Source organism: Micromonospora sp. DT47 (assembly GCF_049844475.1).
In the GTDB taxonomy this organism is placed as follows: domain Bacteria; phylum Actinomycetota; class Actinomycetes; order Mycobacteriales; family Micromonosporaceae; genus Micromonospora.
The window spans coordinates 1-22663 of record NZ_JBNCLC010000042.1 but is presented as its reverse complement, the minus strand read 5'-3'; the positions used below and the strand labels follow the sequence as shown (position 1 = coordinate 22663).

The 22663-nt window shown below is 74.5% G+C and carries 27 protein-coding genes and 1 pseudogene; 18 read left to right on the top strand and 10 right to left on the bottom strand.

Annotated elements, in window-relative coordinates:
- The first annotated feature begins 136 nt into the window (after positions 1–136).
- Both ACLQ2U_RS31240 and ACLQ2U_RS31235 read left to right on the top strand, forming a co-directional pair.
- Positions 137–529 carry a helix-turn-helix transcriptional regulator gene (locus ACLQ2U_RS31240; protein ID WP_425754484.1) on the top strand — a complete coding sequence of 131 codons (393 nt, stop codon included), beginning with the start codon at positions 137–139 and terminating at the stop codon, positions 527–529.
- Between the two features lie 96 nt (positions 530–625).
- A complete protein-coding gene (locus tag ACLQ2U_RS31235) occupies positions 626–964 on the top strand; it encodes a hypothetical protein (RefSeq protein WP_425754488.1) in 339 nt (112 codons plus the stop codon).
- 38 nt (positions 965–1002) lie between these two features.
- On the opposite strand, the gene ACLQ2U_RS31230 is transcribed toward ACLQ2U_RS31235, so the two are convergent.
- A complete protein-coding gene (locus ACLQ2U_RS31230) occupies positions 1003–1608 on the bottom strand; it encodes an MBL fold metallo-hydrolase (protein ID WP_425754483.1) in 606 nt (201 codons plus the stop codon).
- A 205-nt stretch (positions 1609–1813) separates the two neighbouring features.
- Between ACLQ2U_RS31230 and ACLQ2U_RS31225 the strand changes: the two genes are divergently transcribed.
- Positions 1814–2497: an esterase/lipase family protein gene (locus ACLQ2U_RS31225; RefSeq protein WP_425754482.1), complete on the top strand. Its 684-nt coding sequence runs from the start codon at positions 1814–1816 to the stop codon at positions 2495–2497.
- A 36-nt stretch (positions 2498–2533) separates the two neighbouring features.
- Here the strand turns inward: ACLQ2U_RS31225 and ACLQ2U_RS31220 are convergent, their stop codons facing one another.
- Complete coding sequence (locus tag ACLQ2U_RS31220) at positions 2534–2908, bottom strand: hypothetical protein (RefSeq protein ID WP_425754481.1); 375 nt, start codon at positions 2906–2908, stop codon at positions 2534–2536.
- A gap of 71 nt (positions 2909–2979) precedes the next feature.
- Between ACLQ2U_RS31220 and ACLQ2U_RS31215 the strand changes: the two genes are divergently transcribed.
- Complete coding sequence (locus tag ACLQ2U_RS31215) at positions 2980–3408, top strand: archease (protein ID WP_425754480.1); 429 nt, start codon at positions 2980–2982, stop codon at positions 3406–3408.
- Positions 3409–3418: 10 nt separating this feature from the next.
- On the opposite strand, the gene ACLQ2U_RS31210 is transcribed toward ACLQ2U_RS31215, so the two are convergent.
- A complete protein-coding gene (locus tag ACLQ2U_RS31210; protein WP_425754487.1) occupies positions 3419–4837 on the bottom strand; it encodes an RtcB family protein in 1419 nt (472 codons plus the stop codon).
- Between the two features lie 77 nt (positions 4838–4914).
- Here ACLQ2U_RS31210 and ACLQ2U_RS31205 point away from each other — a divergent pair, with 77 nt between their 5' ends.
- Complete coding sequence (locus tag ACLQ2U_RS31205; protein ID WP_425754479.1) at positions 4915–5727, top strand: SDR family oxidoreductase; 813 nt, start codon at positions 4915–4917, stop codon at positions 5725–5727.
- On the opposite strand, the gene ACLQ2U_RS31200 is transcribed toward ACLQ2U_RS31205, so the two are convergent.
- The gene (locus ACLQ2U_RS31200; RefSeq protein ID WP_425754486.1) at positions 5724–6380 is read right to left on the bottom strand and encodes a PH domain-containing protein; all 657 of its coding nucleotides are present in this window, start codon (positions 6378–6380) and stop codon (positions 5724–5726) included. The genes ACLQ2U_RS31205 and ACLQ2U_RS31200 overlap by 4 nt on opposite strands.
- 90 nt (positions 6381–6470) lie before the next feature.
- Between ACLQ2U_RS31200 and ACLQ2U_RS31195 the strand changes: the two genes are divergently transcribed.
- A complete protein-coding gene (locus ACLQ2U_RS31195) occupies positions 6471–7094 on the top strand; it encodes a TetR/AcrR family transcriptional regulator (RefSeq protein ID WP_425754478.1) in 624 nt (207 codons plus the stop codon).
- 99 nt (positions 7095–7193) lie between these two features.
- Here the strand turns inward: ACLQ2U_RS31195 and ACLQ2U_RS31190 are convergent.
- Positions 7194–7373: pseudogene (locus ACLQ2U_RS31190) on the bottom strand (oligopeptide/dipeptide ABC transporter ATP-binding protein); the annotation flags it as partial.
- Between the two features lie 66 nt (positions 7374–7439).
- Here ACLQ2U_RS31190 and ACLQ2U_RS31185 point away from each other — a divergent pair.
- Entirely contained in the window at positions 7440–8363 is a 924-nt protein-coding gene (locus ACLQ2U_RS31185) for a pentapeptide repeat-containing protein (protein WP_425754477.1), read from the top strand.
- A 51-nt stretch (positions 8364–8414) separates the two neighbouring features.
- Complete coding sequence (locus tag ACLQ2U_RS31180) at positions 8415–8669, top strand: hypothetical protein (RefSeq protein WP_425754476.1); 255 nt, start codon at positions 8415–8417, stop codon at positions 8667–8669.
- A gap of 98 nt (positions 8670–8767) precedes the next feature.
- Here ACLQ2U_RS31180 and rnhA read toward each other — a convergent pair whose 3' ends face one another.
- Both rnhA and ACLQ2U_RS31170 read right to left on the bottom strand, forming a co-directional pair.
- A complete protein-coding gene (gene rnhA / locus ACLQ2U_RS31175; protein WP_425754475.1) occupies positions 8768–9250 on the bottom strand; it encodes a ribonuclease HI in 483 nt (160 codons plus the stop codon).
- A 336-nt stretch (positions 9251–9586) separates the two neighbouring features.
- Positions 9587–10825, bottom strand: a complete 1239-nt coding sequence (locus tag ACLQ2U_RS31170; protein ID WP_425754474.1) for a lycopene cyclase family protein — start codon at positions 10823–10825, stop codon at positions 9587–9589.
- Positions 10826–10904: 79 nt separating this feature from the next.
- Between ACLQ2U_RS31170 and ACLQ2U_RS31165 the strand changes: the two genes are divergently transcribed.
- Both ACLQ2U_RS31165 and ACLQ2U_RS31160 read left to right on the top strand, forming a co-directional pair.
- Positions 10905–11147, top strand: a complete 243-nt coding sequence (locus tag ACLQ2U_RS31165) for a hypothetical protein (RefSeq protein ID WP_425754473.1) — start codon at positions 10905–10907, stop codon at positions 11145–11147.
- Positions 11148–11190: 43 nt separating this feature from the next.
- Positions 11191–12258, top strand: coding sequence for a Gfo/Idh/MocA family oxidoreductase (locus ACLQ2U_RS31160; RefSeq protein WP_425754472.1), 1068 nt, complete (start codon positions 11191–11193; stop codon positions 12256–12258).
- A gap of 3 nt (positions 12259–12261) precedes the next feature.
- On the opposite strand, the gene ACLQ2U_RS31155 is transcribed toward ACLQ2U_RS31160, so the two are convergent.
- Complete coding sequence (locus ACLQ2U_RS31155) at positions 12262–13440, bottom strand: MFS transporter (protein WP_425754471.1); 1179 nt, start codon at positions 13438–13440, stop codon at positions 12262–12264.
- Here ACLQ2U_RS31155 and ACLQ2U_RS31150 point away from each other — a divergent pair.
- The gene (locus tag ACLQ2U_RS31150) at positions 13400–14416 is read left to right on the top strand and encodes a class I SAM-dependent methyltransferase (RefSeq protein WP_425754470.1); all 1017 of its coding nucleotides are present in this window, start codon (positions 13400–13402) and stop codon (positions 14414–14416) included. The genes ACLQ2U_RS31155 and ACLQ2U_RS31150 overlap by 41 nt on opposite strands.
- A gap of 74 nt (positions 14417–14490) precedes the next feature.
- Complete coding sequence (locus ACLQ2U_RS31145) at positions 14491–15024, top strand: pyridoxamine 5'-phosphate oxidase family protein (RefSeq protein WP_425754469.1); 534 nt, start codon at positions 14491–14493, stop codon at positions 15022–15024.
- Positions 15025–15100: 76 nt separating this feature from the next.
- Here ACLQ2U_RS31145 and ACLQ2U_RS31140 read toward each other — a convergent pair whose 3' ends face one another.
- Entirely contained in the window at positions 15101–15634 is a 534-nt protein-coding gene (locus ACLQ2U_RS31140; RefSeq protein ID WP_425754468.1) for a GNAT family N-acetyltransferase, read from the bottom strand.
- 195 nt (positions 15635–15829) lie between these two features.
- On the opposite strand from ACLQ2U_RS31140, the gene ACLQ2U_RS31135 reads away from it, so the two are divergent.
- The 6 genes from ACLQ2U_RS31135 to ACLQ2U_RS31110 all read left to right on the top strand — a co-directional run bounded on the left by ACLQ2U_RS31135 (position 15830) and on the right by ACLQ2U_RS31110 (position 21734).
- Positions 15830–16654, top strand: a complete 825-nt coding sequence (locus tag ACLQ2U_RS31135) for an ArsR/SmtB family transcription factor (protein WP_425754467.1) — start codon at positions 15830–15832, stop codon at positions 16652–16654.
- 678 nt (positions 16655–17332) lie between these two features.
- Positions 17333–17818 carry a hypothetical protein gene (locus ACLQ2U_RS31130; RefSeq protein WP_425754466.1) on the top strand — a complete coding sequence of 162 codons (486 nt, stop codon included), beginning with the start codon at positions 17333–17335 and terminating at the stop codon, positions 17816–17818.
- 92 nt (positions 17819–17910) lie between these two features.
- Complete coding sequence (locus tag ACLQ2U_RS31125) at positions 17911–18540, top strand: class F sortase (protein WP_425754465.1); 630 nt, start codon at positions 17911–17913, stop codon at positions 18538–18540.
- Positions 18541–18607: 67 nt separating this feature from the next.
- Complete coding sequence (locus ACLQ2U_RS31120; protein ID WP_425754464.1) at positions 18608–19702, top strand: magnesium and cobalt transport protein CorA; 1095 nt, start codon at positions 18608–18610, stop codon at positions 19700–19702.
- 245 nt (positions 19703–19947) lie between these two features.
- Positions 19948–20718: an SGNH/GDSL hydrolase family protein gene (locus tag ACLQ2U_RS31115; RefSeq protein ID WP_425754463.1), complete on the top strand. Its 771-nt coding sequence runs from the start codon at positions 19948–19950 to the stop codon at positions 20716–20718.
- A gap of 227 nt (positions 20719–20945) precedes the next feature.
- Positions 20946–21734, top strand: a complete 789-nt coding sequence (locus ACLQ2U_RS31110; protein ID WP_425754485.1) for a TIGR02452 family protein — start codon at positions 20946–20948, stop codon at positions 21732–21734.
- On the opposite strand, the gene ACLQ2U_RS31105 is transcribed toward ACLQ2U_RS31110, so the two are convergent.
- Positions 21697–22314 (bottom strand): disulfide bond formation protein DsbA, encoded by a 618-nt coding sequence (locus tag ACLQ2U_RS31105; RefSeq protein WP_425754462.1) that lies wholly within the window; start codon positions 22312–22314, stop codon positions 21697–21699. The two genes, ACLQ2U_RS31110 and ACLQ2U_RS31105, sit on opposite strands and share 38 nt — an antisense overlap.
- Positions 22315–22663 lie beyond the last annotated feature (349 nt).

Here is a 22663-nt window from a genome sequence, read left to right as displayed (position 1 = left end):
ACGCCTGTGGAGCGCAGGTAAGACCGGCACCCGTGCCGGCACCGCGCCGAGAAGCAGGAATCCGCCCGAACGCCGCGTGCTCCACCCGCAGCGTGGAGGGAATCTCCGCCCTCTAGGGCAAAGAGATCGTCAACGGGTGAACCAGATCCTCGAGCTGACCGCGCTGCCCGAGTCCTTCGCCCGGCCGGCCGACTTCGACCTGGCCGCCTGGTGGCGTGGGCACGTGGTCGACTTCCGGGCCGGCCTGCACCGGGACGAGGCGACGGTGCGGCTCTCCCCACGCGGCCGGAAGCGGCTGCGGGAGGTCGCCTGCGAGCTCGTGGTGGTCGCGGCGGAGACCACCGCCGGCCCGCCGGACGCCGACGGCTGGGTAACCGCCGTGCTGCCGATCGAGTCGCTGACCCACGCCCACGGCGAGCTGCTGCGCCTCGGCGCGCAGGTCGAGGTGCTGGCGCCGGCCGAACTGCGGGACATGCTGGCGGCGACCGCCGTCGACCTGGCCGCCCTCTACGCCCCGCCGGCCCACTGAGCGGCGGGTCGGTCGCCGCGCAGCACCGGGCCGATGACGGCGATCCCCTCCTCGATCACGCCCGCGGTATTCGCGGCGTAGCCCGACCTCACCCGGATCGACGGCGACCTGGTGGTCCGGCACGCGCACGGCGACGAGGAGTACCTGACCTTCGCTGGCGGCACCGAACACCCCGACCCGGGCGAGGTGATCTTCGCCCACGACGCCGGCCGGACGCACGCGCGACGGTGGACCTACCGGCAGAGCGGGTGGTCGGCGGTCCGGGAGTCGACCGCCGCCGTCCTGGTCGTGGTGGAGGCGATGCACCCCCGGGCCGGCGACGACGTGCCGGAGCTGCTGTCCACCCTGACCGCCGAACTGGCCGACCGGTGGACGGTGGACGCCCGGACGGCGCTGCTGACCGCCGCCACGCCCGCGTTCGACCTGGCCGGTTGAGCGTCGCGTCGCCGGTTGCCCCGGGTGCTGCGGCGCGGTCAGGCCGTCTCGCCCGGGGCGAGATACCGGTAGCCGTCGCCGAGCGTCTCGGCGAACCAGCCGTTCACGCTGGCCAGGCCCCGGTCGTTGAGCTGGGCGTCGTGGATGGGATGGATCCGCGCCGCCCCGACCGCCTGAGCGAACCCGATCGCCTCGGTCAGCTTGAGCCACGAACCCTGCGCCGGCAGCAGCAGCGTCTCCACCGGCTGCTCCGGCAGGCGCAGCGAGTCGCCCGGGTGGTAGACCGCGTCGTCGACCAGGTAGCCGAGGTTGGCGCAGTCCGGCTGGCCGCCGTGGATGGTGGCGTGCCGACCGCCGAGCGCGGTCACCGGAAAGCCGGCCGCGGTGAACCGCTGCCCGGCGCGGACCCGGGTCACCGGCAGCGGGGCCAGGGCTGGCAGCTCGGCCCCCTCGGGGGCGAACACCGGCACGCCGAGGCCGGCCAGCCGCAGTACGTCGACGTGGTCGGTGTGCTCGTGGGTGACCAGGACGGCGTCCGCGCCGGCGAGGGCGCGCGGCTCGCTCCAGGTGCCCGGGTCCACGACCAGCACCCGGCCGTCGCGTTCCAGCCGGGCGCAGGCGTGGGTGTACTTGGTGATCCGCATCGGACGACGGTACGGCCGAACGCCGGCCGTCGCTGTCCGTGCCTCCGTCACCTCACATCGATGTATTGACATAAGAAGGCAACAGCTTAATATCTGCGCACCTCGGATCACCGAGACCCCCACCGACCGACGTCCCGCCCACGGGCAGGGCGTCGGTCCGCCGTACGCGCACCCCCCGCGCCGGCGCCCAGAAAGAGGAACGACCATGAGGACGCGCATCAGCAGATGGCTGCTCGCGGTGACGGTGGCGGTCACCGCCGTGGCCGTCGCGCCCACCCCCGCACAGGCCGCGACGTACACCCCGTCGAGCAACCCGATCCTGTTCGTGCACGGCTGGAACAGCAGCGCCACCACCTGGAACACGATGATCAGCCGGTTCCAGGCCGACGGTTGGCCGTCGAGCACGCTGCGCGCCTTCTCCTACAACACCAGCCAGTCGAACGCCACCACCGCCCAGCAGGTCGGCCAGGAGGTCGACAAACTGCTGGCGAGCACCGGCGCGACGAAGGTCGACATCATCACCCACTCCATGGGAGGTCTGTCGTCCCGCTACTACCTCAAGAGCCTGGCCGGCGGGGACAAGGTGGACCGGTGGGTCTCCCTCGGCGGGCCGAACCACGGCACCAGCTCGGCCAACATCTGCTTCAGCACCGCCTGTGTGGAGATGCGGGTCGGCTCCACCTTCCTCGCCAGCCTGAACTCCGGCGACGAGACCCCGGGCATCCCCACGTACGGCACCTGGCGGTCGAACTGCGACGGGGTGATCAACCCGGTGGACAGCACGGTGCTCTCCGGCGCGGCCAACAAGCTGGCCGGCTGCGTGGCACACACCAGCCTGCAGAGCGACGCGACCATCTACGGGCAGGTGCGCACCTTCGTCAACCCGTGAGCCGTCGGCCCGGCCGGGCGCGCCCCGACGCCCGGCTCAGGCCCCGGCCAGGCCCGCGTCGTCGTCCATGATCCGGCGGAACTCGGCCGGGTTGATCTCGCCCTCGCGCAGCCGACGCGCGTTGGCGGCGAACTTCCCGATCGCCGCACCGCGCGCCGACTCCTCGGCCGCCGGGCCGGCGGCGCGGCCTGGGGCGGCGACCCGGCGGGAGTCGTCCGGGTCGGGCTCCTCGCCGTGCAGGCGGCGCAGCGCGACGGCCAGCTCGGCGTCGGCGGCGGGGCTGCGACCCCAGGTCCCTGCCAGCTCGACGGTGCGGCCGAGGATGTCCTCCCCCGGCTGCTCGGCGCGAAGGGCGGCCCGCATCATGCGGTGGAAGGTGACGGCCAGGGCATCCGCGTCATCGGCGATCATGGGCAGCGCCGTAGCGTCCCGATGCGACAGTTCCGGCCGTCGGCGGCCCGCGCCGGCGGCATGATCGAGGTATGGAGCGACGACCGGCGTACGGGCACCGCCGGGTGCCGCACACCGCCGACGTACGGATCGAGGCCTGGGCACCGGACCGGGAGGGCTGCCTCGCCGAGGCGGTCACCGCGCTGGTGGAGACTTTCGTCGAGACGGCCGACGTCCGGCCCGATGGTGAAGCGACCATCGACCTGCCGCCCGGCGACGACGAGGACCTGCTGGTGGGCCTCCTCGACGAGGTGATCTTCCGGCTGGAGACCGAGGGGACGCTACCGCTGGTCACCGAGGTCGCCCCGGCTGACGCCGGCGGCCTGCGGGTGCGGTGGCGCACCGTGGACACCGAGGCGGTGGAGCTGGTCGGCGCGGTGCCGAAGGCGGTCTCGCTGCACGCGCTGCGCTTCACCCGCACCGACGACGGGTGGTGCTGCGCGGTGACGGTCGACGTCTGACCCGGGCGGCTCAGCCCTTGACCACCCCGATCGGGACCAGCCGGGCCACCGGCCGGCACAGCCCGGCCCCCTCGGCCGCCTCGATCACCGCGGAGATGTCCTTGTACGCCGCCGGCATCTCCTCGGCCAGGCCGCGCCGGGACGCCCCGCGTACGGCGATGTCGCGGTCCTCCATCTGGCGGCGCGGGTCCTGGCCCCGGACGGCCTTCGTGGCCTGCCGGCGGCTCTGCACCCGGCCGGCGCCGTGGCAGGTCGAGGCGAAGGCGGGCGCGCCGGGTATCCCGGTCAGCACGTACGACGAGGTGCCCATCGAGCCCGGGATCAACACCGGTTGGCCGACCGGTCGCAGGTCCTCGGGCAGGTCGGGGTGCCCGGGCGGCAGCGCGCGGGTGGCCCCCTTGCGGTGCACGCAGAGCCGACGTGACGCGCCGTCCACCTCGTGCGTCTCGATCTTGGCGAGGTTGTGTGAGATGTCGTAGATGAGGTCCAGGGAGCGGCCGGTCCGCTCGGCGAAGACCCGGCTGGCGGCATCGGCCAGCAACTGTCGGTTGGCCCGGGCGTAGTTGGCCGCCGCGGCCATCGCCCCGAGATAGGCCTGCCCGTGCGGGGACGACACGGGGGCGCAGGCCAGCTGCCGGTCGGGCACCTGGATGCCGTACTCCGGCATGGCCCGCTCCATCGCCCGCACATGGTCGGTGCAGATCTGGTGGCCGAGCCCGCGCGAGCCGCAGTGGATCATGACGGACACCTGCCCGGCCCGCAGCCCGAAGGCGGCCGCCACGGTCTCGTCGTAGATCTCCTCGACCGCCTGCACCTCCAGGAAGTGGTTGCCGGAGCCGAGGCTGCCCACCTGCTGCTGCCCGCGCTGCACCGCCCGCTCGCTGACCTGCGCCGGGTCCGCGTCGTCGACGGCGCCGTAGTCCTCGCAGCGTTCCAGGTCACGGGCCACCCCGCGGCCCCGCTCGACCGCGTACCGGGAGCCGCCGCGCAGCACCTCGTCCAGCTCGGCGCGGCCGGCGAGCTGCCACACCGCGCCCCGGCCCATCCCCCGGGGCGTCGCCGCGCCCAGCCCGTCCATCACCCGCTCCAACGACGGGGCCAGCTCGGCGCGGTCCAGGTCGGCGGCGAGCAGGCGTACCCCGCAGGAGATGTCGAAACCGACCCCGCCGGGCGAGACCACCCCGTCGTCTGCCAGGTCGGTGGCGGCCACGCCGCCGATCGGGAAGCCGTAGCCCCAGTGCACGTCGGGCATGGCGTACGAGGCACCGACGATGCCCGGCAGCGTGGCGACGTTGGCGACCTGCTCCAGCGACCGGTCCGCTCCGGCGTCGGGCAGCAGCGACCGGGACGCGAACACCACGCCGGGTACCCGCATCTGGTCGTGCTGATCGATCCGGAACCGGTACGGCGACTCCTCGACCAGCTCCATGCCCTGGCGGCTACCCGCCGCGCCGCCGGTCACACCTGCCACGGTTGGGGCGACCGGCCGGGGGTAGTGCGGCGAACATGCCGCAGCGTTACGAGAACTACCCGAGGATCGCCATCGTCACCGGCGCGGACTCCGGCATCGGCAAGGCCTGCGCGGTCGCGCTCGCCGAGGCGGGCTTCGACATCGGCATCACCTGGTACGGCGACCCGAAGGGCGCGGAGCGGACCGCTGGGGAGGTACGCGCCACCGGCCGCCGCTGCGAGGTGGCCGAGCTGGACCTGACCTGGCTGCCGGACGCCGCCGCCGTGATCGACGAGCTGGCCGACCGGCTCGGCGGGGTCGGCGTGCTGGTCAACAACGCGGGCACCGGCGGGTCCACCCCGTTCGTCGACACCGGCTGGGCGCAGTGGCGGGAGGTGCTGGCGGTGGACCTGGACGGCCCGTTCCTCTGCGCGCAGCGGGTCGCGCGGCGGATGCGGGCAACCGGCGCGGGCGGCCGGATCGTCAACATCACCAGCGTGCACGAGCATGCGCCACGGGTCGGTTCGGCCGCGTACTGCGCGGCGAAGGGTGGGCTGGGGCTGCTCACCAAGGTGATGGCGCAGGAGCTCGCCGCGGACGGCATCACCGTCAACGCGGTCGCCCCCGGCGAGATCGCCACCCCGATGACCGGCCAGGAGGACGTCGACCCGTTCAGCGAGGAGCGTCCGGGCGTACCGGTGGGACGGCCCGGCGACGCCCGGGAGATCGCCGCGGTGGTGGCGCTGCTCGCCTCCCCCGCCGCGGCGTACGTGACGGGGGCGTCGTGGCCGGTGGACGGCGGGATGCTGATGATGGGGCCGCAGGCGTCGGCGTTGCGGTCGAACGACTGGCGTGCGGTCGCGGGTTAGCGGTCCGCGCCGGGGAGCCGGGCCGGCAGGTGCCGGCGGACCCGGGCGACCAGCGCGTCCGGATCGTCGGCGTAGCAGCGCAGTTCGGTCACCGGCGCGCTGGGGCCGGCGGGCAGCGGGACGGCCAGCGGCTCGCGCAGCACCACGTCGACGCTGGTCTGGCTGCCCGTGCCGACGTTCAGGATCGCCGCGCCGTCCTCCTGCTCGAGCTGGATGGTCCGGCTGGACGGCAGCGACCGGTAGCGGGCGGAGACGGCGGCGACGGCCGACCAGGGCAGCAGGATGTCGACCGAGGTCCCGTTGCGGACCCGCAGCCCGTCCTCGCCGACGACGTGCGGGTGCTGCCGCAGGCTGGCGAGGAGGCCGATCATCCAGAGCAGGCCCCAGATCCCGAGCCCGAGCGCCGCCTTCCGGACCCACTCCCATGGCACGGTGTGCCGCAGGATGAGGTCGAAGACGGGGATCTCGATGGCGGAGAGGCCGATGAAGACACCGAGGATCGGGGTGACCACCCCGGAGTAGCCGAACGCGGCGGCGCCGGGCGGGACGGTCACCGGCCGGCGCAGGATCCACCGCCCGAGGCTGCGCCACATGCCCACCTCGTACGCGACCACGCGACGCAGCAGTATCGGGAGTCGACCCGCGTGTCCCATCCGTGCCCCTTCCCATTTCACGTTGCAGTCGCAATGTAAAACGCTCCGGGGCCACGTGTCAATGCGGTCGCAATGTGAAAACATGGGCGCATGCCGAAGCGGGTGGATCACCGGGAGCGCCGCACCCTGATCGCCGACGCCCTGATGCGGGTGGCCGCGGAACGTGGGCTGGAGGCGGTGAGCCTGCGGCACGTGGCCGCCGAGGCCGGCGTCTCCTCCGGGATGGTCCAGCACTACTTCCGTACCAGGGACGAGATGATGACCTTCGCCCTGTCCGTGGTGGGCGGACACAACGAGGCGCGGGTCGGCGCGGCCGTCGCCGCGCTCGGCCCGGAGCCGCCACCGCGCACGCTGCTGCGAACCATGCTCGTCGAACTGCTCCCCCTGGACGCGCCCCGCCGGGCCGACGGCCGGGTGGCGCTGGCGTTCCTGGCGTACACCGCGGTGCGCCCGGAGGTGGCCGCCGGGCTGCACCAGGAGACCGCCGGGCTGCTTTCGTTCATCGCCGGGCAGATCCGGGCCGGTCACGCGCACCTGCCGGCGGAGCGCCGGGTCGACCCGGACCGGGCGGCGGTGGGGTTGCTGGCCGTCATGGAAGGGCTGGGGGTCTACCTGCTCGGCGGGCACTACCCGGCGGAGACCGCGCTGGCCGCGCTCGACGCCCAGCTCGACCTGATCTTCGGTCCGGCCGGCGACCCGACCGGGGACAGCTAGGGCGCCTCCCCGGCGGCGCCGCCCTCGTCGCCGACGGCGTCGCTGCCCGCGCCCGGGCCGACCGGGATCGCGCTCATCGGTCCGGTTTCGGGGCTCGTGCCTGCCGTTTCCCCTCCAGCAGCGGGTGCGGAAGCGGCAGCCCGAGGGCGGGTTGAGCGGGGTGGGCACGTCGCCGGCCAGCCGGATCCGTCCGGCCGGCCCGAGCTTCGTGACGTCCGGAATCGCCGACAGCAGCGCCCGGGTGTACGGGTGCTGCGGGCGCTCGTAGATGTCGTCCCGGACAATGGTGGGGCCCGCCCGGTCCGCCGGGCGGGGAACCACCGAATCGGCAGGAGACCGCCCACCGTGCCCGAAACCCCCCGGACCGCCGCGGAGCTGCGCGCCGACTGCGGTCGCTGCGTCGGACTCTGCTGTGTCGCTCCGGCCTTCGCCGCCTCCGCGGACTTCGCCCTGGACAAGCCCGCCGGCGGGCCCTGCCCGAACCTGCGGCCGGACTCCCGCTGCGGCATCCACGACCGGCTGCGCGAGCGGGGCTTCCCCGGCTGCACCGTCTTCGACTGCTTCGGCGCCGGCCAGCAGGTCACCCAGACCACCTTCGGCGGCCGGGACTGGCGGGAGGACCCGGCCACCGCGTCGGCCATGTTCGCCACCTTCACCGTGATGCGGCCGCTGCACGAGCTGCTGTGGTACCTCACCGAGGCGGCGGCGCTCACCCCGGCCGGGCCGCTGCGCGACGAGCTCCACGCCGCGCTGGAGGAGACCCGACGCCTCACCACCGGCAGCCCCGACGAGGTACGCGCCGTCGACGTCGACGCCTACCGGGGCCGGGTCAACCCGCTGCTGTCCCGGGCCAGCGACCTCGCCCGGGCCGGGACCGGCGGCGCCGACCGGCGCGGTGCCGCACTGCTCGGCGCCGACCTGCGCGGGGCGCGCCTGGCGGGGGCCAACCTGCGCGGCGCCAGCCTGGTCGGCGCGGACCTGCGCGGGGCCGACCTGCGCCTGGCCGACGTCACCGGGGCGGACCTGCGCGGGGCCGACCTGCGCGGAGCCGACCTGTCCGGGACGCTCTTCCTGCACCAGTCCCAGCTCGACGCTGCCCACGGCGACCGGCGCACCGTGCTGCCTCCGGCGCTGCGCCACCCTGGGCACTGGTCCGGGCTCACGCTGACCCCGGTGCGGCGCCCGCGCCCCGGCGACGGCGCGGCACGCGGCGGACGGAGCGCGGGAGCCGGCGCAGCCGCCCGCCGGGGCCGCGGCCCCCGACGCTGAGCCCGGTCCGGGGCGGGTTTGCCGGCCGGCGTGGCGGGCAGGCAGGTCGGCATGACGGATGAACGATGCACCGGCCGGGCCAGCACCGATGAGCCGGACGGCGTACCGGCGTACCAGGCGTCGTTGCGCCCGCCGGGTGACTCGCTGCGCACCACCGACGACACCGGCGACGACTTCGCCGACCTGCCGGCCGAGGAGCACCTGTCGGCGCGGGAGACGAGCCGCGCCGGCTACGACGTGGACGCCGTGTCCGGGACGGTCGACCCCTCGCAGGAGGAGGCGGTCAACCCGGCGCGGGAGGAATAAGGCGCCTCAGCCCTCGGCGGGCCCGGTCGGCGTCGTCCGACCGGGCCTGCCGCGTCCGCGTCAGGTGCGACCGCGCCCGTTCCCGTGACCCTGCCCGCTCAGCGGCCCGCGCCGACCGCCGCCGCGGCCCGAGCCTCGGTCATTCCCCGATTGGCCAGCGCGTCGGCCCGCTCGTTCTCCGGGTGCCCGTTGTGCCCCTTCACCCAGTGCCAGGACACCTCGTGCCGGGCGCAGGCCGCCTCCAGCCGCTGCCACAGGTCGGCGTTCTTGACCGGCTGCTTCGCCGCGGTCAGCCAGCCGTTGCGCTTCCACGACGCCAGCCAGCTGGTGATGCCGTTGCGCACGTACGTGCTGTCGGTGTGCAGCCGCACCGTGACCGGGCGGGTCAGGCTCTCCAGGGCCTGGATGGCGGCGGTCAGCTCCATCCGGTTGTTGGTGGTCGGGGTGGCCTCGCCACCGCAGATCTCCCGCTCGCGGCTGCCGTAGCGCAACACCGCGCCCCAGCCGCCGGGGCCGGGGTTGCCGCTGCACGCCCCGTCGGTCCAGATCTCCACGACCCTGCCGGTCCCCTCGTCCACCATGCCGCAGAACCTACCGGGCCGGGACCGCGACAGCCGCGTCGGAGCCACCGCCCGGCGGGTCGCGTCACCACCGCCCGCCGTGGTCCCGTTCGCAGTCGACGTAGATTTCCAGCAGGTCCAGCGAGCCGGCGTACCAGCCGGCGACCTCCACGGGCGACAGCCCGGTGTCCCGGAGCATGGTCTCCCCGTGGCGCAGCCGCGAGACGACGACCCGGCAGGTGCCGGTGTCCGGGGAGCGACCCTCCCCTTCGGCCAGGTACTTCGGTCGGCGACGACGACCCGATGGAGCAGCTGCGGGTGCTGATCCGGGCCGCGGTCCGGCTCGGCTGAGGCAGGCTACCGGCCGGCCCGACCAACCCGGTCGGTCGGGCAGGCAGGCGCCGGACCAGGTGACGGGCGCAGCCGGGCGCGCAGCCGGCCGGCGGCGTCGCCGACCACCGCCGAGGTCATCGGCAGCAGCGGGCTGGACCGCATCACCGCCAGGTCCTCCGCCGGGGTGGTCGCGCCGTCGAGGAACCGCAGCACCCGCTGGGCCGGGTTGCGGTCGAAGAGCCGGTCGAAGAACTCCGGACCGCCGACCGCGCCACGATCCAGCGCCCGCAGCGCGACCGCGTCCATCCACCGGTGCCGACCGGGGTACGCCGGCCGGGGCACCGGGGCCCGGCCGGCTGCCAGCGCGCCGGCGACCTGCTCGGCCTGCCGGTGCATGGCGGAGAAGGTGAAGCCGGTCGACGGGCGGGTGGCCCCGCCAGCGGTGCCGAGGCGGACCACCTGCGGCGACGGCCGACCCTCGAACGGGGCGTCGGTCATCGGGATCACCCCGTTCTCCACCTCCCGCACGGTCAGCGCGGTCAGGTCGAGGCCGAGCAGGTCGGCGTAACCGCGCAGGCCGGCGTCGTACCCGGCGTCGGTGAGCAGCTCCGGGGAGAACTCGGTGTACTCGACCAGGGCGTGGCGGTCGCTGACCGGCAGCACGTAGCCGAACGAGACGCCCCGGGCCGGCTGCGGGGTGCGGAAGTCCATCAGCACCGCCCGCTCCGGGTCGAACACCGGCGTGACCGACTCCAGCCACCAGCCGCGGAAGTGCTGCAACCAGCTGGTCCGCCCCGCACGGCGGGGCGACCGGGGCCGCGAGTCCAGCACCCAGCCGGCCCGCAGCAGCGCCCGCCCGTCGGCGCCCCGCACCGTCACCGCCGCGCCGTCGTCGTCGAGCGCGCCGACCGCCGCGTCGAGGCGGATGACACCGAGTCGCCGTTCCGCCTCGGCGGCCCGCTCGTACACCGGCGCGGAGCGCAGCATGGCGTAGCGCAGCGGCGCCAGATCCAGCAGCCGCCGACCGGCCGGGGTGGTCACCTCCACCTGCTGCCAGCTGGCGCTGAGCATCGGGTCCAGGTCGGTGCCGGGGGTGCCCCAGAACGCCCAGGTGCGGTCCTGGCCGCGCTTGCGCACCGGGTCGACCACCGCGATGCGCAGGTGCCGCAGGTCGTGCCGGTCGAGGGCGGCGAGGAGCAGGGAGCCGGCGCCGCCGCCCCCGACGAGGGCCAGGTCGACGTCGAGGGGCCCGCCGGTGGTCACCCGACCACGCTGTCACACCGCCGGCCCCGGCGCGTTCGGGACCCCGCGGCGTACCCTCCGGACGATACGGTGCCGCTTCATGAGCAGCCTGCACGCCAACGCCCTCACCGCCCGCTGGGCCGCCCGGCTGGACGACCGGCAGACCGTCTTCTGCGGCGCCGGGGCGTACCCGCTGCTCGCCCTTCGGATCAGCTTTTGTCGTCGACCGGCCCTCCGGGTTCCTCGCCGTGCACCGTCCCACCCGCCTGGTGCTGGTCGCCGGCTGGGTGACCGACCCCACCCGCCGCTGACCGCTCGTCCCGCCCGGCGCGCCGAGGCGTAGGTTCGTACCGGCAGCAGGGCGGACGACCGGGAGACGGGGCATCATGGCGGACACGGCACCACTGCGGGTCGGACTGCTCGGATACGGGGTGGCCGGCCGGGTGTTCCACGCCCCGCTGATCGCCGCCACCCCCGGGCTGCGGCTGGACGCCGTCGTCACGACCAACCCGGAACGCCGGGACCAGGTCCGGCAGGATCACCCGGACGCCCGCGTCGTCGACGACGCCGACCAGCTATGGCAGGCCCCGGACGCGCTCGACCTGATCGTGGTGGCCACGCCGAACAAGCGGCACGTGCCGAACGCGCTGGCGGCGGTCCGGGCCGGCCTGCCCGTCGTCGTGGACAAGCCGCTCGCGCCCAGCGCGGCGGAGGGCCGCGCGCTGGTCGACGAGGCGGACCGGCGGGGCGTGCCGCTGACCGTGTTCCAGAACCGCCGCTGGGACGGCGACTTCCTCACCGCCCGCCGCCTCATCGAGCAGGGCGAACTGGGGCAGGTGGCCCGCTTCGAGTCCCGGTTCGAGCGCTGGCGGCCCACCATCAAGGCGGGCTGGCGGGAGAGCGGGACCCCCGAAGAGGCCGGCGGCGCCCTCTACGACCTCGGCGCCCACCTCGTCGACCAGGCGGTGCAGCTCTTCGGCCCGGTCCGCACCGTGTACGCCGAGGTGGACCGGCGGCGCCCGGGCGCCCAGGTCGACGACGACGCCTTCGTGGCGCTCACCCACGCCGGCGGCGTCCGGTCCCACCTGTGGATGAGCGCGGTGGCCGCGCAGCTCGGACCTCGCCTGCGGATCCTCGGCGACCGCGCCGCCTACACCACCTACGGCCTCGACGTGCAGGAGGACGCGCTGCGCGACGGCGGCCGGCCGGACGCGCCGGGCTGGGGCGAGGTCACCCCCGACCGGTACGGCCAGCTCGGCGTCGACGGCGAGCTGCGCCCCGTCCGCACCGAACCCGGTCGCTACCAGGACTTCTACGCCCAGCTGGCGGCCGCGCTGCGGGACGGCGGGCCACTGCCGGTGGACCCGCGGGACGCCGTCGCCACCGTGGAACTGATCGAACTGGCGCACCGGGCCGCCGCGCGGGGCGAAGTGCTCCCCGTCCCGCCGCGCTGAACCTCAACCGGTGGTGACCGGCTGGCGGGCCTCCGGCTCGGCGTACGCGGCGGCGACCGTGGCCCGGTCGAAGACCCGCCAGGTGGCCGCGGAGACCCCGACCGCCACCACGAATCCCACCCAGTACGGCGCGGTCAGCCCGAAGGTCGTGGCGATCGCCCCGCCGAGCAGCGCGCCGGCGCAGTTGCCGCCCGCGGCGATGAACAGCGTCGTGGCGCCGACCCGGCCGCGCAACGCCGACGGCGTCAACCGCTGCCGCAGCGAGCTGAACACGATGCCCCACAGTGCCCCGTGCACGCCGAACGCGAAGAGCGCGAACCCGATCAGCCAGGCGCTGGTCGACGCGGCCAGGGCCAGGTGCAGCCCGGCCTCGATCAGCAGGCCGATCCGGACCGTCCAGGTCGCGGTGACCCGGGCGACCAGCCGGTCGCCGACGGCCGCGCCGAGCAGGCCGCCCGCCGACATGGCGGTGAACAGCAGGCCGTAGCCGACCGTGTCCAGGCCCAGGCGGTCCGTGGCGAGCAGCACCAGCACCGCCAGCGCCGCGGTGAGGGTCAGGTTGAGCAGCCCGATCAGCACGGCCATGGTGCGGAGCAGCCGCTGACCGGTCAGGAAGCGGAACCCGTCCATGATCTCCGCGCGCATCGACCGGACCGCCGGGCGGTCGGCGTCGTCAACGCCCCGGTACGACCCGGCGACCAGCGCGACGAGGACCGCACTGAGCGCGTACGTGCCGGCGTTGACCAGGAACGGGATGCTCTCCGCGACCACGAAGAGGAAACCGCCGAGTGGGCCGGCCAGCATGCCGTTGGCCAGCGTGGTGCCGCCGCCCAGCCAGCCGTTGGCCTGTTCCAGCCGGGCCCGCGGCACCACCGTCGGCAGCATCGCCTGACTCGCCGAGCGGAACACGATCTCGCCGGTGTTCACCACGAACAGCACCACGTACAGCAGCAGGACTCCCGCCCGGCCGGTCAGCATCGCGCCGCCCAGCACGGCCAGCGCGACGACGCGTACCCAGTCGATCACCACCATCAGCCGGCGCCGGTCCATCCGGTCGGCGAGGACCCCGCCGGGCAGCGCGAAGAGCAGCCACGGCAGCCACGCCACCCCCGACGCCACGGACACCACCAACGGATCGTCGGTGCGCGCGGCCACGTACAGCGGCGCCGCCACCGTGGCCATGCCGCTGCCCAACGCCGACAAGGTGCTCGCCGCCCACAGCTTCGCGAACCGTCCGTCCAACCGCTCCCCCGTCACGAGCAGGCAACCTACCAGCGCCCCGGACGCGGAATCGCCGTTGAACGCGGGCGGTGGGGTGTGCGACGGTCTGCCGGTGACCGACTACCGCACCCTCAACCGGGCCAACTGGGACGAGCGGGCCCCCGCACACGCCGCCTCGCCGGACTACGCGGTGGACCGCTTCGCCGCCGACCCCGACTACCTCAGCGAGGTGGTCCGCTTCGACCTGCCGCGCCTCGGTGACGTGGCCGGGCTGCGCGGCGTGCACCTGCAGTGCCACCTCGGCACCGACACCGTGTCGCTGCACCGGCTCGGCGCGCGGATGACCGGGCTCGACTTCTCCGGCGCCTCACTGGCCCAGGCCCGCGCCCTGGCCGGGCGCGCCGACGCCGCCGTCGACTTCGTCGAGGCCGACGTGTACGACGCCCTCGACGTGCTCGAGCCCGGTGGATTCGACCTGGTCTACACCGGCGTCGGCGCGCTGTGCTGGCTGCCGGACATCCGCCGTTGGGCCGGCGTGGTCGCGGCGCTGTTGCGCCCTGGTGGCCGGCTGTTCCTGCGCGAGGGCCACCCGATGCTCTGGGCGCTCGACGAGCCCCACCCCGACGGGCGGCTGGTGGTGGAGTACCCCTACTTCGAACGGCCGGAGCCGACGGTGTGGGATGAGGCCGGCACGTACGTCAGCACTGACGCGACCTTCCAGCACAACCGCACCCACGAGTGGAACCACGGCCTCGGCGAGGTGGTCACCGCGCTGATCGAGGCGGGCCTCGACCTGACCATGCTCGTGGAGCACGACAGCGCGCCCTGGGACGCGCTGCCCGGGCAGCAGCTCAAGGACTCCCACGGCGAGTGGCGGCTGGCCGACCGGCCGTGGCGGCTGGCGCAGACGTACACCCTCCAGGCCCGCCGCCGGTGACCGACCGCGGCCCGTGGACGGGTGTGGCACGGCCCCCGGCCGTGCGCCGGGCGCCACGGGTGCGAAGATCACCCATGCCCGTCACGAACCCCTGGCTCGCCGGCCCCGCCCCCACCGCCCGCCTGGACCGCGCGCGCCTCGAAGAGCGCATCCTGAACCTGCTGTCGTCGCAGAACATGTGCGTCCTGGCCACCACCGGCCCGGACGGCCCGCTGGCCACCCCGGTGCGCTACTTCCACCTCGATTTCACGGTGATGTTCACCGCCGCGGCCAAGTCGCCGAAGATGCGTAACATCGCCGCCGACCCCCGGGTCTCGGTCGGCGTGTTCGCGCCGCTGGTCGGCCAGGCCAGCAGCCGCGGCGCGCAGCTCTTCGGCCGGGCACGCGTCCTCGCCGCCGGCGACGCCGGCTTCGACCACTACTGGCCGGCGGTCCGCTGGCAGTCCGACCACGTGGAACGGTCCCGGTCGTTGGACGGACCGCCGTCGGGGCCGCTGGTGGTCGTCGAGGCGGAGCGGATCGTCTACACCGAACACTGGCTGCGCCGGGACGGATACGCCCCCCGCCAGTTCTGGCGGCGTTCCGGCGCTGGGGCGGCGGCTCAGTAGAGGTACTGGTCGAGGTCGAGCCAGCGGCCCATGGCGACGAGGTACGCGCGCCGCACGCATGTTCGGACGGGACCCGTCACGCGTCGGACGGGAGGCGGTACACCACCAGCCGGCGCAGCGGCCCCTCGGGCGCGTCCGGGTCGTCGAAGTCGTCGGCCGGGTCGGTGGCCATGCCGAGGCGGCGCATCACCGCCTGCGAGCGCAGGTTCGTCGCCGTCGTGATGGCCAGGATCTCCGGCAGCCCGACGGTGCCGAAGCCGTACCGCAGGGCGCCGCGGGCGGCCTCCGTGGCGTAGCCGTGGCCCCAGGCGGAGCGGGCCAACCGCCACCCCACCTCCACCCCGGTCAGCGGCGCCTCGTCGTCGACGTCGTCGAGGCCGGTGAAGCCGACGAACTCGCCGGTGTCGCGGACCTCGACCGCCCAGAAGCCGTACCCCTTGCGGTCGAGATCGTCCTGGAATGACCACACCGACGCTGCGGACTGCTCGGCGGTGAGCAGCGGGCCGAGGAACTCCCGGACCTGCGGGTCGGCGTTCATCGCCGCCCAGATCGGTACGTCGGACTCCCGCCAGTCGCGCAGCACCAGCCGGTCGGTGTGGATCTCCGTCATCGCGGCACCCTACCTCGCCCCGCCCCGCCACGGTCCTGCCGATGCGACTCCACCGGCCGGGCCACACTCCCTAAAGCGTCCTAGGAGGCTAGCTGCCCTGAGCTCGGATCGGGGCGGCCAGGCCGACGACATGCAGCCGCAGGGTTGCCTGACTGGAAGAGCAGCCGTAGGGTTGCCTTTCGGAGGTGATGCCGGGTGGACGAGGTGTTCCGGGCGCTGGCCGACCCGAGCCGTCGGCGCCTGCTCGACAGCCTCAACGGCCGCAACGGGCAGAGCCTGCGCGAGCTCTGCGCCGACCTCGACATGACCCGGCAGTCGGTCAGCAAGCACCTGGCCGTGCTGGAAGCCGCCAACCTCGTCACGACCGCGCGGCGCGGGCGGGAAAAGCTGCACCACCTCAACGCCGCCCCGATCAACGCCATCGCCGAGCGCTGGATCCACCGGTACGACCGGGACCGGGCGCACGCGCTGGCCGACCTGCAGACAGCATTGGAGCGTCAGCCCATGGAGAGCCCCCGCTTCGTCTACACCACCTACATCCGCACCACCCCGCAGCGACTCTGGCAGGCCCTCACCGAGCCGGCCTTCACCCGCCGCTACTGGGGCGGGGTCGCGCTGCGGTCGGAGTGGACACCGAGCGCCCCGGTGCTCTGGCAGGACGAGCCGGACGGCGAGTTCAAGGACCTCGGCCAGCGGGTGGTCGAGGCCGAGCCGTACCGACGGCTGTCGTACACCTGGCACGGCTTCCAGCCCGAGCACGCCGCCTTCTTTGGCTGGTCCGAGGAGGAACTCACCGCCCGGCTCGGTGAGCGGCGCTCCACGGTGACCTTCGACATCGCCCCGCACGGCGACGCGGTCCGGCTCACCGTGGTCCACGAGGACTTCTCCCCCGACAGCGAGATGCACCGGGCAATCAGCGGGCAACTGAAGGGCAGCGGCGGGTGGCCGGAGCTGCTGGCCAGCCTCAAGACGCTGCTGGAGACTGGCGACCCGCTGCCCGCCCCGGCCTCCGCCGGCTGATCCCGCCCTCGTTCCCTGCGGCAGCGCCCGCGGAGCCGCCGTCCTGATTCGCGTATGACATCAGGTTCGTAGCGTCCGATGGCCTTCCGGACCGATTGTCGGACCATGCCCGCCTCGAGGGACACCGCGCCGGCGCGCAGCCCGGATGACCGCCTCGCCTCCACAAGGGAGCCCGGTCCGCCGGGCGGCCGACGAACCCCGGCGACATGCCGGGGAGCAGAGGTGGGAAGCGCCAGTCCGGGGCGCGCGCCCGGTCCGGAGGGAGTGGCACTCGGCCCGACCGTCACCGCGGTCCCGTGCACGCTGTTCGTGCCGAGCCGGCCCTGGACGGGCATTTCCCGGTTGCGCCGCCGGTCCGCCGCGCGACCCCCAGTGATCCCGGCCTTCCGGACACCCTGCGAGGGAACGGCACGGCGAGCCCGGACAGCCCGTTATGGACCGAACCAGACGCCTGGCGCGGGCCGGCCCCGCGCACCGGGTGGTGTGGGCGGTCCTGGGTGGGCATTTCCGCAGGTCCCCGGCGCAAGGGAAAACACGTGACGGCAACGAAGATTTCTCATTTACACCGGCCGGAGGTGCCAACCCTCCTAGTGTTGGCCACACCGGTGCTAGTTACGGAGTTGGCCACCCGAACGACGTCCCACGCAGACTGCGGACGAAAAGTGAGGGAAGACGCGAATGAAGGCACAGACAGTTCTCGTATCGGCGGCGCTCGGCATGGGGCTCGGCACGCTCCTGCTCCCGGCAGCCGCACTCGCGGACACCACCGTGTCACCGTCCACCACCCCGGTCGGCGGGACGGTCGTGCTCACCGCGACGACCTGCAACCCGAAGGCGGGCGACGTGATCTTCCGCGTCACCGGCCCGAACCGGGACCAGAACGTCCGTTCCACCACCGCGGCGGCGGGCGGCGGGCTGAGCGCGGAACTCTTCACCGCCGGCTTCACGCTCGGCACCTACACGGTGGCCGCGACCTGCGGTGACGGCAGCTCCGCCGGCAGCGCCACGTTCACCGTGACGCCGATCGGCGCGGCGCCGGCCGGTGGTGGCGGCGGCGACGCCACCGGCCTGGTGGTCGCGGGCGGCACGCTGGCCGGCGCGGCCGCGCTCGGGGCGACCGTCCTGGTCCGTCGCCGGCGCCGGGCGGCGGCCACCGTCGCCTGACCGAGGACAGCACACACCATCCCTGGGACGGGTGCCCGCGCCGGTGACACCGGGGCGGGCACCCCGACCGCGTCGTCGGGGAGGAGCGGCGGTTGGGGTCGAGCAGGTGGTTCTCTTGTACCCGGGCGGCGGTGGTGGCGGTCGTGCTGGCCGGCGCGGCCGGGGCGACGCTGGTCGCGGCGGGGCTCACCGGCCCGACTGGGCCGCCGCAGCCCGGCGCCGGCGCGGACGGCGGGCAGCACAGCCGTTCCCCGGTGCCGGTGCTGTCCCGCTCGGAGCCGGTACGGATCGACATCCCCGCGATCGGCGTCCGCGCCGACCTGGTGCCCGTCGCCGGGGACCCGAACGGCACGCTGGAGGTGCCGCCGCTGGACCGCCCCACCGTCGCCGGCTGGTACCGCCCCGGCGCGAGCCCGGGCGAGGCGGGCAACGCGGTCATCGTCGGGCACGTCGACACCCGCGACGGGCCGGCGATCTTCTTCAACCTCGGGCGGCTACGGCCGGGCGACACCGTCCGGGTCACCCGCGCCGACGGCCGGGTGGTGAGCTTCGCGGTGGACGGCGTCGGGGCGTACTCGAAGAAGAGCTTCCCCACCGCGATGGTCTACGGCCCGGGTGGCGCGGGCGCCGCGCTGCGGCTGGTCACCTGCGGCGGGCGCTTCGACGAACGGGCCCGCGACTATTCGGACAACATCGTCGTGCGCGCCACCGCCGTGCGCTGACCTCGCGACGCCGTACTACGGTGAGCCGTCGGACGGCGCGAGGCGGAGGTGGACGGTGGCACGACCGGTGGCGACACGTCTCCGCCCGCGGCTGGAGTCCCTGGTCGACCACCTGCTGGGACGGCCGGCCACCGCACCCGCGACGGCCGCCCGGCGATCCAATCCGGACGCCGTGGTCGACTGCGCCGTCTACGTCAACGGCCGCCGCGAACCGGGCCGCCCGCACTACGCGGACGCGTACGCCCGCTCCCGGCGCGGCCGCGGCACGTTCGTCTGGCTCGGCCTGCACGACCCGGGCCCGGCGGTGATGGCCGCGGTCGGACGGACCTTCGGCCTCGACGAGCTGACCGTGGAGCAGGCGCTCGCCGACGGGCACCGGCCCACCGTGCAACGGCACGGCGAGGTCACCCTGCTGGTGCTGCGCACCGCCGCGTACGTCGAGCACGCCGAGCTGACCGCCACCTCCGAGGTGATCGACACCGGGGACGTGATGGTCTTCCTCGGCGACCGGTTCGTCATCACGGTCCGGCACGGCGCCTCGGGCGCGCTGGCCCCGGTCCGCGACGACGTCCAGCGCCGCCCCGCGGTGCTCGCCGAGGGGCCGTGGGCGGTGGCGTACGCGGTGACCGGCCGGATGGTCGACCTGTACCTGGAGGTGGCCGACCACCTGGAGAAGGACCTGGAACGCGTCGAGGAGAGCGTCTTCGCCCCCGATCACCGGGCCGACATCCAGCAGATCTACCAGCTCAAGCGGGAGGTGGTGGAGTTCAAGCGGGCGGTGCTGCCGTTGCAGGGGCCGCTGCGCGACCTGGTCACCCAGCGCGACGACGGCCCGCCGCCGGGGCTGCGCCGCTGGTTCGTCGACGTCGAGGATCGGCTGACCCGGGCGGTCGACCGGATCGCCGGGTACGACGACCTGCTCAACTCGATCCTCCAGTCCCGACTCACCCAGCTCGCTGTCGACCAGAACAACGACATGCGCAAGATCGCCGCCTGGGCGGCGATCGCCGCGACGCAGACCGCCGTGGCCGGGGTGTACGGGATGAACTTCCAGCACATGCCCGAGCTGTCCTGGAAGTACGGTTACTTCGGGGCGCTGCTGGTGATGGCCACCCTGGCGGTCACCCTGCACCGGCTGTTCCGCCGCTCCGGCTGGCTCTGAGCCGCCACCCGCCGCTCACGGCCCGTCGAGGTGGCCGAGGGCACCGCTCACGGCTTGTCGAGGTCGGCGAGTTCCTGGTGGAGCAGCTCGGCGAGCCGGGCGACCAGTTCCCGGATCCGCGCCGCCGGGACGGGCAGCGGCACCCGCCAGTCCGCCGCGTCGGCGAGCGTCGTCGGGGCGACCCGGGGGGGTACCGACCGACCGCCCGTCGTCGCGGGGTCCCGGGCGCCCCTAAGCTGGCGATCATGTTGTGGCAGCGGTACGTCGCGATCGGCGACAGCACCACCGAAGGGCTCGACGACCCGGACGGCCAGGGCGGCTACCGGGGCTGGGCGGACCGGTTCGCCGAGGCGGTCGCCCGGACGCAGGGCGGCCTGGAGTACGCCAACCTGGCCATCCGCGGCCGGACCACCGCCCGGATCCTCGCCGAGCAGCTGCAGCCGGCCCTCGACCTGGCGCCGGACCTGTGCACGGTGGTGGCGGGCATGAACGACGTGCTGCGCCCCTCGTTCGACGCGCATCGGATCGCCGTCGACGTGGCGACCATGCAGCGGGCCCTGGTCGGCCAGGGCGCGACCGTGCTCACCTTCACCCTGCCCGACCCGGTGCCGGTGATGCCGCTGGCCCGCCCGCTGCGCGGCCGGATGCTCGCGCTGAACGCGGCGCTGCGCCGGGTCACCGTGGAGACCGGCGCCACGCTGCTGGACTTCGCCGCGCACCCGGTCGCCTCGGACCCCCGGCTGTGGAGCGAGGACCGGCTGCACGCCAACAGCGCCGGGCACGAGCGGATCGCCGCGGCGCTCGCACACACCGCCGGCCTGCCCGGATACGACGACTCGTGGTCCCGGCCGTTGGAGGTGACACCCCGCCGGCGCGGGCACGAGGTGGTCCGCGCCGAGCTGGCCTGGACCCGCCGGCACCTGCTGCCCTGGCTGGGCCGGCACCTGCGCGGCCGCTCGTCGGGCGACGACCGGGTGGCGAAGCGCCCGGTGCCGCTCCCGGTCGCGCTGGACTGAGTCACCGGCCCGGGTGCGCTCCGCGTCGGCCGCGGCGTACAACTCGTGCTTCAGCTGGTCGAGCCGCATTCGGCGACCGCCCACAGCGGCTCCGCCAGTCGGTCCCGTTCTCCGGTCACGACCCGACCCTGCGTCCGGACAGTCGTCCGAGCCGGAGCATCACGCCGGGCGGTGACTCCGGACGCCCCTCGGAAATCGGGCGGACGGAGTCGGCGGAGGCCGGCATGATGGGGCCGGTGAACCGGACCGAGCGGGCGGCGTTGGCCGCCGAGACCGACCGCCTGGTGGCGGAGGGCCGCTACGGCCCGGTGCCCGCCTCCACCCTGCACCTGCCGGAGGATCCGCTCCCTGAGCCCGGTCCGGCCGGTCCGTCCACGGTGGAGGTCACCGACGAGACCAGCCTCGCTGCCTGCCGTCGGCTCGCCAGCGCCGCCCCCGACCAGGTCGCCTGCCTCAACTTCGCCTCGGCGAAGAACCCCGGCGGCGGGTACGCCACCGGCGCGCACGCCCAGGAGGAGAGCCTGGCCCGCTCCTCCGCGCTGGCCGCCACGCTGCGCACGGCGTCCGGGTTCTACGACCACCACCGGTCCCACCGCGACCCGGTCTACAGCGACCGGGTGATCCACTCCCCCGACGTGCCGGTGTTCCGGGACGACACCGGGCTGCTGGTCGGGCCGTACCGGGTGGCGTTCCTGACCGCTGCGGCGCCGAACGCCGGCGCGCTGCGCGAACCGGTCGACCTGTCCGGGGTGCTGCGCCGACGGGCCGGACGGGTGCTCGGCGTGGCGCTGGCGCACGGGCACCGGCGCCTGGTGCTCGGGGCCTGGGGGTGCGGGGTGTTCCGCAACGACCCGCGCCAGGTGGCGGCCGCGTTCGCCGGGCTGCTCGGCCCGGACGGCCGGTACGCGGACCGGTTCACGCTGGTGGTCTTCGCGGTGCCCGACCCGACCAACCGCCGCCCGTTCGCCGAGGCGTTCCTCAACGGACGATCGGCGACCGGGTACGGGCCCGCTTGAGCTCGAAGAACCCGTCGGTACCGGAGACCAGCAGCACCCCGTCCCAGAGTCGGCCGGCCTCCTCTCCGCGCGGGATCGGCGCGACCACCGGGCCGAAGAACGCGGTCCGGCGTCCGGCGGGGTCGGTGAGGTGGATGGTCGGGGTGCCCAGGTCCTCGCCGACCGGTTCCAGGCCGGCGCGGTGGCTGGCCAGCAGCGCCGCGTCGTGGTCGGTGACGTCGGCCGCGTCGGCCAGCTCCACCGGGAGCCCCACCTCGGCCAGCGCCGCCTCGTAGAGTTCCCGCCCCATCGGTGCCCGGTCGTGGTGGATCCGGTTGCCCAGCGCGGTGTAGAGGTCCCGCAGCACCTCCGGGCCGGCCTTCTGCTCGGCGGCGACCGCCACCCGCCCCGGGCCCATGCCGGGTACGAGCCACTCCCGGTACCACTCCTCGAGGCCCTCCCGCCCCTCGTTGAGCACGCTGAGGCTCATCACGTGGAAGCGCACGGTCACCGCCCGGACCCGCTCCACCTCCAGCAGCCAGCGCGAGGCGTTCCAGGCCCACGGGCAGCGCGGGTCGAACCACATGTCCGCCGTCGTCATCGTCGTCTCGGTCCTTTCGGGAGCTCCGTCGTGCCCCGATCCTCCGGGCACGACCGGACCACCGTGAGGGCCGGTCCGGGCCGCTTCTGTTGGGCCAATCGGGACAGGTCGGAGCATCGTCACCAACGACCACCTGCCCCAACCCGCCGAGCCCTGCCTCGCGGAGGCCCGGGGCGGGTCTGGCATCGGGGTCCCCGATGCCGGCCCCACACCCCGACCGAGGGTTCCCCGGACCCGTGAAGTCTGCTGCCAGATGTCCGGTCCCGGGCGGTCGGATCCGGCCCCGGGATCCGGTTTGACCTGCGCCGTCCCGTGGCCGGCGCCACCCCGGCGGCGGAATCGCCGGGGG

Excerpts from the sequence above, each read along its gene's own strand:
- ACLQ2U_RS31230 (WP_425754483.1), bottom strand. The coding sequence starts at position 1,608 with ATGCGGATCACCAAGTACACCCACGCCTGCGCCCGGCTGGAACGCGAC.
- ACLQ2U_RS31225 (WP_425754482.1), top strand. The coding sequence starts at position 1,814 with ATGAGGACGCGCATCAGCAGATGGCTGCTCGCGGTGACGGTGGCGGTC.
- ACLQ2U_RS31220 (WP_425754481.1), bottom strand. The coding sequence starts at position 2,908 with ATGATCGCCGATGACGCGGATGCCCTGGCCGTCACCTTCCACCGCATG.
- ACLQ2U_RS31215 (WP_425754480.1), top strand. The coding sequence starts at position 2,980 with ATGGAGCGACGACCGGCGTACGGGCACCGCCGGGTGCCGCACACCGCC.
- ACLQ2U_RS31210 (WP_425754487.1), bottom strand. The coding sequence starts at position 4,837 with ATGGAGCTGGTCGAGGAGTCGCCGTACCGGTTCCGGATCGATCAGCAC.
- ACLQ2U_RS31205 (WP_425754479.1), top strand. The coding sequence starts at position 4,915 with ATGCCGCAGCGTTACGAGAACTACCCGAGGATCGCCATCGTCACCGGC.
- ACLQ2U_RS31200 (WP_425754486.1), bottom strand. The coding sequence starts at position 6,380 with ATGGGACACGCGGGTCGACTCCCGATACTGCTGCGTCGCGTGGTCGCG.
- ACLQ2U_RS31195 (WP_425754478.1), top strand. The coding sequence starts at position 6,471 with ATGCCGAAGCGGGTGGATCACCGGGAGCGCCGCACCCTGATCGCCGAC.
- ACLQ2U_RS31180 (WP_425754476.1), top strand. The coding sequence starts at position 8,415 with ATGACGGATGAACGATGCACCGGCCGGGCCAGCACCGATGAGCCGGAC.
- rnhA (WP_425754475.1), bottom strand. The coding sequence starts at position 9,250 with ATGGTGGACGAGGGGACCGGCAGGGTCGTGGAGATCTGGACCGACGGG.
- ACLQ2U_RS31165 (WP_425754473.1), top strand. The coding sequence starts at position 10,905 with ATGAGCAGCCTGCACGCCAACGCCCTCACCGCCCGCTGGGCCGCCCGG.
- ACLQ2U_RS31160 (WP_425754472.1), top strand. The coding sequence starts at position 11,191 with ATGGCGGACACGGCACCACTGCGGGTCGGACTGCTCGGATACGGGGTG.
- ACLQ2U_RS31155 (WP_425754471.1), bottom strand. The coding sequence starts at position 13,440 with ATGGCCACGGTGGCGGCGCCGCTGTACGTGGCCGCGCGCACCGACGAT.
- ACLQ2U_RS31145 (WP_425754469.1), top strand. The coding sequence starts at position 14,491 with ATGCCCGTCACGAACCCCTGGCTCGCCGGCCCCGCCCCCACCGCCCGC.
- ACLQ2U_RS31140 (WP_425754468.1), bottom strand. The coding sequence starts at position 15,634 with ATGACGGAGATCCACACCGACCGGCTGGTGCTGCGCGACTGGCGGGAG.
- ACLQ2U_RS31130 (WP_425754466.1), top strand. The coding sequence starts at position 17,333 with ATGAAGGCACAGACAGTTCTCGTATCGGCGGCGCTCGGCATGGGGCTC.
- ACLQ2U_RS31115 (WP_425754463.1), top strand. The coding sequence starts at position 19,948 with ATGTTGTGGCAGCGGTACGTCGCGATCGGCGACAGCACCACCGAAGGG.
- ACLQ2U_RS31110 (WP_425754485.1), top strand. The coding sequence starts at position 20,946 with ATGGGGCCGGTGAACCGGACCGAGCGGGCGGCGTTGGCCGCCGAGACC.
- ACLQ2U_RS31105 (WP_425754462.1), bottom strand. The coding sequence starts at position 22,314 with ATGACGACGGCGGACATGTGGTTCGACCCGCGCTGCCCGTGGGCCTGG.